This is a genomic window from Planktothrix sp. FACHB-1355 (assembly GCF_014748295.1).
GTDB lineage: Bacteria > Cyanobacteriota > Cyanobacteriia > Cyanobacteriales > Aerosakkonemataceae > Aerosakkonema > Aerosakkonema funiforme_A.
Map to the genome: position 1 here is coordinate 1 of NZ_JACJUP010000161.1, position 8,738 is coordinate 8,738.

Annotated in this window: 3 protein-coding genes; all 3 read left to right on the forward strand. The window is 47.7% G+C overall.

Annotated elements, in window-relative coordinates; translation table 11 throughout:
* The coding region (locus H6S82_RS09850; protein ID WP_206756858.1) for a phosphopantetheine-binding protein at window positions 1-1,243 on the forward strand (1,243 nt) is incomplete at its 5' end.
* The gene (locus H6S82_RS09855; RefSeq protein ID WP_190467264.1) at window positions 1,243-3,717 is read left to right on the forward strand and encodes an SDR family NAD(P)-dependent oxidoreductase; all 2,475 of its coding nucleotides are present in this window, start codon (window positions 1,243-1,245) and stop codon (window positions 3,715-3,717) included. The genes H6S82_RS09850 and H6S82_RS09855, both read left to right, overlap by 1 nt.
* 65 nt (window positions 3,718-3,782) lie before the next feature.
* Window positions 3,783-8,738: type I polyketide synthase (locus H6S82_RS09860; protein ID WP_191056180.1), on the forward strand; the 4,956-nt coding region annotated here is incomplete at its 3' end.

An 8,738-nucleotide genomic window follows, 5' to 3' on the forward strand; every position in this document is an offset into this window, starting at 1 on the left:
GCCAGCGCCCACAAAGCCAACCCCAACTGTAGCAAGTTCATCAACTACATCGCGACCAATGTCACAACCAATACCAGCAAGTGTTTCTCAACCGCCAGTCACATCGGTACAAGCAGCTAATCGGGTTCCCCAACCAGAAGTGGCGCTAATGGCTTACCAAGCCTACCAAGAAACCATGCGTCAATTCTTGAGCCTGCAAGAAAAAGTGATGCACCAGTTTCTCAGTAGCAGTCAGATCGCGGTTGCACCACAGGTTGCACCACAATCCTTACCTGTAACGAATCATCCTGTGCAGATTGCACAGCCGACGGTTACACATCAGAACGGACACAATGGCAACATCAAAAGCAGGCAGGATGCCAGCCCCACTAAAGCTTATCCCCAAACGATCGCACCAGTACGAATTGTTTCTGAAAAATCCGAGCAGCCACTTTCCTACTCGCGATCGGATCTCGACTCTCGCAAGGTAACAGTTACTACTGGAAAAGAATCAGTAGACTCTTCATCGGTGCTGGAGACAAGTTCTTCAACTCAGTCAATTTCCCCGATCGCACCCTCTGCCACGACCGTCCCTCACTCTCCTACACCCGCAGCATTCGATCGCACCCAAATCATGCAAATTTTATTGCGGTTGGTGAGCGATCGCACCGGCTACCCAGTGGAAATGCTGGGATTGGACCAAGACTTAGAAGCGGAACTGGGCATTGACTCGATCAAACGAGTGGAAATTTTAGGAGCATTGCAGAAAAATCTGCCAGAATCCCTAGCTGCCAGTATGCAGGCGCAAATGGAAAGCCTCACCCGCGTCAAATCTCTCAACAGCATTGTCGAGAAACTGGTGCAAAGTCTGCCTGACTCAGCACCAACAGCAGCACCAGCAGCACCAACTCCTACGACAGCACCTGCGTTCGATCGCACCAGCCTGACTCAAATTTTGCTCGCTTTAGTGAGCGATCGCACGGGCTACCCAACCGAAATGCTGGGATTAGACCAAGACTTGGAAGCAGAACTGGGAATTGACTCGATCAAACGAGTGGAAATTTTAGGGGCATTGCAGAAAACCCTGCCAGAATCCCTAGCCGCTAGTATGCAGGCGCAAATGGAAAGCCTCACCCGCGTCAAATCTCTCAACAATCTCGTCAAACAGCTGGTGGAAATGCCATCTGCGGTCGTACCCGTGCGTCAGGAGGTGAATAGCCTGGGAAAGTCTCACAACGGGACGAAACTATCCCACGCTATGTAATGCAGGCACAGCGGGAGCCCGCCGCCGATGCAGAACTACTTTTGCCCGTCGGTCTGTACTTAATTACAGACGATCGGCTATCGGTAGCCGATCGCATCAGCGACACCTTGCGACAGAAAGGCGCTCACACGGCGATCGTTTCCATCGACCTGCTGGCACACCCGGAAAAGCTAATTGAGTTTGTCGCCCAACAGCGTCAAATCCACGGCTCGGTCATGGGAATTGTACATTTGGCACCCCTCGCCGTCATTCCCATACCGGAAACAATATCCGAGTGGCGCGACTATACGCAAATTCACGCAAAGAGTCTGTTTAATTTACTACAGATATGTAGCGAAGATTTGCAAAAAGCAGGTCAGAAAGGTCGGGTACTGGCAGCTTCCTTATTGGGCGGCTACTTCGGTCGCGACGGTGAGGGTGGGTCTGGTTTACCCACAGGTGGCAGCAGCAATGGGTTGTTAAAAACCCTGATTACCGAGTGGTCGGGCATCCGCGCCAAGGCGGTCGATTTCGATACCAGTATTGAGCCGGATGCGATCGCGACTCACGTTATCGAAGAGCTACTGTTGCCAGCAGGTCGCTTAGAAGTAGGTTATCCGCAAGGAAACCGCACTGTTTTCCACACAGTCCCCGCATCTCTAAATGAGGAATTAGAGCAATCTGAAATCTCAAATTGGCAATTTGAAATTACTTCAGATTCGGTAGTGTTGGTCACTGGCGGTGCCCGTGGGATTACGGCAGAAATAGCGGTAGACTTAGCTCAGAGCGGTTGCAGTCTGATCGTGGTGGGTCGATCGCCCCTGACAGCAGAAACCCCGGAAACGGCAACTATAGAAAACGCAGCGCAGTTGCGGCAAGCCTTAGTAAAGTCAGCGCTTGGCAGCGGTAAATCGCCCACACCAGTACAAATTGAAACTCAGCTACAGCAATTGCTGACGCAAAGAGCTATTCGGCAAAACCTGGAAAAATTTAAGCGATCGGGCGCTAAAGTAGAGTATCTGTCAGTCGATGTCAGAAATGCCGCCGAATTTGGCAACCTTATTGATGGCATATATTCCCGTTACGGTCGTTTAGATGCAGTTATCCACGGTGCTGGCATCATCGAAGATAAACTGATTGTCGATAAAACGATCGCTTCATTCGATCGGGTATTCGATACCAAAGTAGACAGCGCTTTTATCCTCAGTCGCCATTTGCGACCCGAATCATTAAAATTGCTTGTCTTCTTCAGCTCCGTTGCCGGACGCTACGGCAATCGCGGCCAATCAGATTACGGTGCGGCTAACGAAGTCGTCAATCGCCTTGCTTGGCAACTGCACAAACGCTGGCCTAACACCCGCGTTGTCGCCATCAACTGGGGGCCGTGGGATACTACGGGTATGGCTTCGGAAGGCGTCAAACGCCAGTTTAAAGAACGCGGTATTATCCCCATTCCTCTGGAAGCCGGTCGCGAATTTTTTGTACGGGAGTTGTGTTTCGGACGTAAGCAAGAAACCGAGGTAATCGCAGGTGAAGGGCCGTGGGAAGCTTACGAAGCCGAACATGGAGAAAGTCAAAATTCAAAAGTCAAAAGTCAAAATATTAATTCCCCCACTCTCCCCTCTTTCCCTCTCCTACCTTCGCAGCCGGAACTCCAACCAAACGGTACAGTTACCCTGAAACATACCTTCTCCCTATCCAGCGATCCTTATCTTGCGGATCACTGCTTAGATGGAAAGCCGGTTTTACCTGCCGCAGGTGCATTGGAATGGATGGCTGAATTTGTGCAAGCAGCTTGGCCAGAATGGATTGTCTCCGAAGTGCGCGACCTCAGAGTATTGCGGGGTCTAGTGCTGGAATCGGAAGCGGGAAGAAAAGTTGTATTCAAAGGTCGCGCTTCTACTCACGCTGACGCCGAATCTTTACAGGTTACGGCAGAAATTGTCGATCCAGACAGGAACATTCCTTTCTACCGCGCCTTTTTTATCCTCCGCACCCATTTGGGTGAGGCTCCAAGTGTGCCATCGCTTTTAGGATCGGGTACAGACTTGGATACTGGTACTGCTTACCGCGAATACCTATTTCACGGGCCAAAATTCCAGCTAATGACATCTATTGATTGTGTGAATCCGCAAGGAATTGATGCGCGGGTAATGCCTAGCTTAAGTTACATATGGGTTCCATCTCGACACCAAAATCACTCTCACTGGCTATTCGATCCAGGTCTAATCGATACAGCTCCCCAGTTAGCAATTGTCTGGTGTCGCATTCAACAAAATACTACTGCCCTTCCTTCCCGTTTTGGGAAAATTGTACGCTGTGCCAAATCATTACTCAACAAACCGCTAAAAATTGCTTTCCGCGTTAAACAGGCTGACGAGTACAGCTTAGTATATGATGCTGTTTTCACAGATGAAGACGGTCAAGTCTGTTTCTATATCGTAGATGTGGAAAGTACTTGTAATTCAGCCCTAAATCGCTTGGCTAATAGCTAAATAATGGGGTTGAAAAATTAGTAAATTCGGCCAAATGAACAACAGTAAAAAAAGTTGGAAATGAAATGAATGATGATGTAGCAATTATAGGCATATCTGCGCTGTTTTCTGCCGCAAAAGATATGCCCAGTTATTGGCAAAATATATTCAATAAAGTAGATGCCGTTCACGCAGCGCCAGATGAGTGGGCATATCCATACTTCGATCCAAACTCAAAAGAAAATAATCGAATTTATACGCGGCTTGGGGGATTTATTGGCAAATTAGCAGCTTTCAATCCTGTAGAATTTGGGATTGTTCCGAATTCGGTAGATGGTGGAGAACCTGACCAATATCTGGCTTTAAAGTTAGCACGGGATGCACTTTGGGATGCAGGCTACGAGTCACGACCATTTAATAGAGAAAAAACAGGCATTATTATTGGACGGGGAACTTATCCCAATCGTGGCAATAGTAACTTAATCCAGCACGGGATGATTGTGGATCAGACGCTGGAATTACTTGGAGAAATATGTCCCAATTTGGATGAAGCAACGCTGCTGAATATCCGCAAAAATTTACAAGCCAGCTTACCAGCTTTTAATGCAGAGACAGCACCGGGGCTGGTGCCAAATATTATGACAGGTCGCATTGCCAATCGGCTGGATTTGATGGGACCTAATTATATTGTTGATGCCGCCTGTGCTTCTTCCCTAGTAGCGGTAGATCTTGCTATTGGTGAATTAGCCAGCGGTCGCTGCGATATGGTTTTGGCCGGTGGGGTACAAGCGTCGGTACCGCCAGTAATTGCGATGATTTTCTGTCAGTTGGGAGCTTTGTCAAGAAGCAATATCCGGCCTTTTGACGCCAACGCTAATGGCACTTTGCTTGGTGAAGGTCTGGGAATGTTGGTGCTGAAGCGATTGAAGGAAGCCAGACGAGATGGCGATCGCATTTACGCTGTCATCAAAGGTGTTGGTACTTCGAGTGATGGCAAAGCACTGGGATTGATGGCACCTCGATTGGAGGGCGAAATTCTGGCTTTGCAACGCGCCTATGCCAATACGGGTATTGATTCGGCTACTATCGGTCTGTTAGAAGCTCACGGTACTGGAATTGCCTTGGGAGATCGAACCGAAGTGCAGGCACTTTCCCAATATTTCGGTCAGCGAGAAGGATTGCTGCCTACCTGTGCGCTGGGTTCGGTAAAATCAATGATCGGTCACTGTCTGCCTGCTGCTGGCGTAGCAGGACTGATTAAAACTGCACTGGCGCTTTACCATAAAGTATTGCCACCGACTTTATGCGATGGTGTCAATAGTAATTTGGGCCTCGAACAAACGCCTTTTTACATTAACACTGAGGTTCGTCCTTGGATTCACGGACTGCCAAATTCACCCCGACGAGCTGCGGTTAATGCTTTTGGCTTTGGAGGCATAAATGCTCACGCGGTTTTGGAAGAGGACACAGAATCCCAGCCAAAAGATTTAAAAATACTGCATCAAGATTGGCCGACAGAGCTATTAGTATTTTCAGGAATCGATCGCCCCAAGCTGCTCGACTGCATTAACCAAATTCTCCAACTACTCAAAAGTCAACCAGAAATATCCCTAGCTAACCTCGCTTATACTCTTTCGCGTCTCGATATCGGCACCCACCGTCTAGCTATTATTGCTTGCGATCTAAAAGATTTAGAAACAAAACTAAATTTTGCTGTAGAAAAACTGGCTGACCCCAATAAGCAGCGCATACAAGCTCGTAATGGCATCTACTACAGCGAAACATCTCACAAGGGAAAAATAGCCTTCCTATTTCCAGGTGAAGGTGCCCAGTATACGAATATGCTGGCCGATCTTTGCCTGTATTTTCCCAAAGTTAGGGAATGGTTCGATCTGTTAGATGAAACTTTCTATCCAGAAAGAGCCTATCCCCCCAGCCGCATAATTTTCCCGCCTCCCACCTGTCTTTCCGCCGCCGCACAAAAACTGACAGAAACGCAATTATACGCTCAAGATGTCGGCGTGGAAATAGTCTTTACTGCTTCCAGAGCTTTGTTAGAATTACTCAACCAGTTCAACATTAACTGCGATGTCATGGTCGGACACAGTGCGGGCGAAACCACTGCGCTCACTGCCTCTGGCATTGTCCGCTTAAAGGATAAATCGGAACTGATCGCGGCGATGCGCCGTCTCAACCGAATTTATCAAGATTTGAAAGCATCAGATAGTATCCCCAAGGGAGCTTTACTGACGATCGGCAATATTGACTCAAATACCCTCAAGCAATACTTGGAAAAATTGCCGGGACGGCTGCATCTGGCAATGGACAACTGCCCTAACCAGGTGGTAATTTTTGGCGATGAAAGCCATATTCACGATGCGATGCGTTATTTTAAAGCCGTCGGCGGAATATGCTCGCTACTTCCCTACGGTCGAGCCAACCACACCCCTTTAAATCAGGCAGTGGCAAACGCTCTTGTATCGTTTTATGCCTCTTTAGACATGGGAGCCGCGCAGACACCTTTGTATAGTTGTGCCATCTGCGAAGCTTTTCCCAGCGAACCAGAGGCAATTCGCGATCTGGCGGCAAAACAGTGGATTAGCCGCGTAAAGTTCCGGGAAACGATCGCCAAGCTTTACGATCTCGGCGTCACAACCTATATTGAAGTTGGCCCAAGAGGAAATCTGACAGCTTTTGTTGATGACATTCTCCGGGGGCGAAATTATTTGGCACTCGCCTCCAATAGCCAGCGAAAATCAGGACTGGAGCAAATTCAAAATTTATTGGCGCGGCTGTTTGTAGATCGAATTTCCGTTAATTTCACCCCGCTTTATCAGTTACGGGATCTAGTTCCGGTTAATTTAGATAAAGCCTTTAATTTGAGTCATCTCAATCAAAAATTGAATCCTACCTTAAAGCTGACTATGCCGATCGCACGGCTGGAACCAGAGTTAGTCCAAACAGTAAAAAACAAACTCCTTTTGCAAACTGACTCTCGCCCAATAGTTGAGCAAACCGATATTGATAAGCTCAAGGTAGATAAGCAGAGTGCTAATGGATCGGGAGAATTACAGTCAACAGTCAACAGAGATCGATCGCTCCCGAACATCGAACGCTCAGTTACCGTTGCTTTTGACTCCCAAGTCACTGTCAGTTCTACCGTTGAAGTTCCAATTTCATCTGTTCCTCCGGTTAAGACTGCTCCTACTGTCAGTAGCCGAGTTTCCGAAGCAACCGCAGACACTCAATTATCAATTCTGTTTGCCCACTTTGACTTAATGCAAGAATTCCTGGTGAGTCAAGAACGGGTGGCCAACGCTATGTTTAGTAATGGGGAAGAATTTAACTCGTTAGTTATTCCCCATTACGAATTACCAACTAGCACAGGTGAATCTGCTTGGCCTTTTTTAGGCGACATATTAGAAAGCGATTACGAGCATTTGTATAGCGTCCGTCGCTTCGATATCAACCAAGATATTTTTCTCCAGGATCACACTATCGGCGGTCAACTTTCTCAAATCCATCCAGAACTTTTGCCCCTGCCTGTAATTCCGTTTACAATCAGCTTGGAAATGCTTGCAGAAGCGGCTGTTTACCTGGTGGGTGGCAATAAAGTGGCGATCGGCTTCCACAATCTCCGAGGTTATCGCTGGTTAGCGCTCGATCGAGGAGAGATCGTTCTTTATATTCAAGCTCAAAGGCAGTCTACTCAGGATGAGCGAACTGGCGATGTCCGGGTGCAGTTATTCCAGTCCGGCACAAGCGATCCCAGCACGCGCCACTTGGTGTTTGAAGGTTCTGTCAGATTGGCCGATCGATACCCGTCTGCTCCTCATACTATGGAGTTTCATCTGGAGCAGCCAGCTGCTTCGCGGTGGTCAGATGCCGAGTTGTATCGTACCGGAATGTTCCACGGCCCTCTGTTTCAAGGGGTCAAACATATTCGACAATGGGGTAAGGAGGGAATAGAAGCAGATTTAGAAGTAATTGGAATTAACGACTTTTTCAGTCACATCGAAAACCCAGTTTTTCAAACCGATGCAGGTTTGCTTGATAACACAGGACAATTAGTCGGCTACTGGGTATCGGACTTGTTTGGACGTTGCGATTTTAATGTCTTTCCCTACTCTGTCCGTGCCATTCATCTGTACGCGCCACCTTTACCCCCCGGCACTTCGATATTGGGACGGGGGTCGATCGAATTCATCGGCAACCAGTTCACCGAAGCTAATATGGATTTACTCGATCGTTCCGGTAAAGTAATTATCAGAGTAGAAAGTTGGCAAGATCGTTACTTCGAGATCCCTTCCCATTACTATGAATGCCGATTACACCCACAAACGTCTTATTTATCCAGGCCCTGGATGCAGACAGAAACTCAATTAGTTTGTCGGCGAATTGACCCCTTTACTGAAAATTTCTTCAACGATTCCTGGGGAATTTGGCTGCGCGTACTCGTCCATTTGATGCTAAATCAAAAAGAACGTGATTTTTGGTACGGCTTGTCCGAAAAAGGGCGGCGTCGTCAAGATTGGTTGTTGGGTCGAATTGCCGCTAAAGATGCCATCCGTCAGTGGGCAAAACAAAACTTCGGTCTGCAACTTGCACCTGTAGATATTGAAGTTTTTGCCACAGACTTGGGTAAACCGCTAGTTTGTTGTCCAGAACTGGAAGCTGTCAGCCCAATTCCCGATATTTCCATCAGCCACAGTCAAGGCTATGTCATAGCAGCTTTAGCAAATTCCAACCAACGCATAGGTGTCGATCTCCAACGCCTCAATCGGATTCATGCCGACGATCTGCTCAGTGGTGCCTTTTCTAGTTCGGAAATTGAACTGCTAGAGAAAATACCACTGTCTCAAACCGAAAAACAAACAATTGTAGTAAGCTTTTGGTGTGCGAAAGAAGCTATAGCCAAAGCAATAGGGACGGGACTTGAAGGTAATCCCAGACAATTCCAAGTTAGCTTTTATTCTCATAAAGACAAGCAAGTCACGATCGCCCACGCCGGTCTATTTTTCCAGGTGAAGCTTTGGTACACT

Excerpts from the sequence above, each read along its gene's own strand:
- H6S82_RS09855 (WP_190467264.1), top strand. The coding sequence starts at position 1,243 with ATGCAGGCACAGCGGGAGCCCGCCGCCGATGCAGAACTACTTTTGCCC.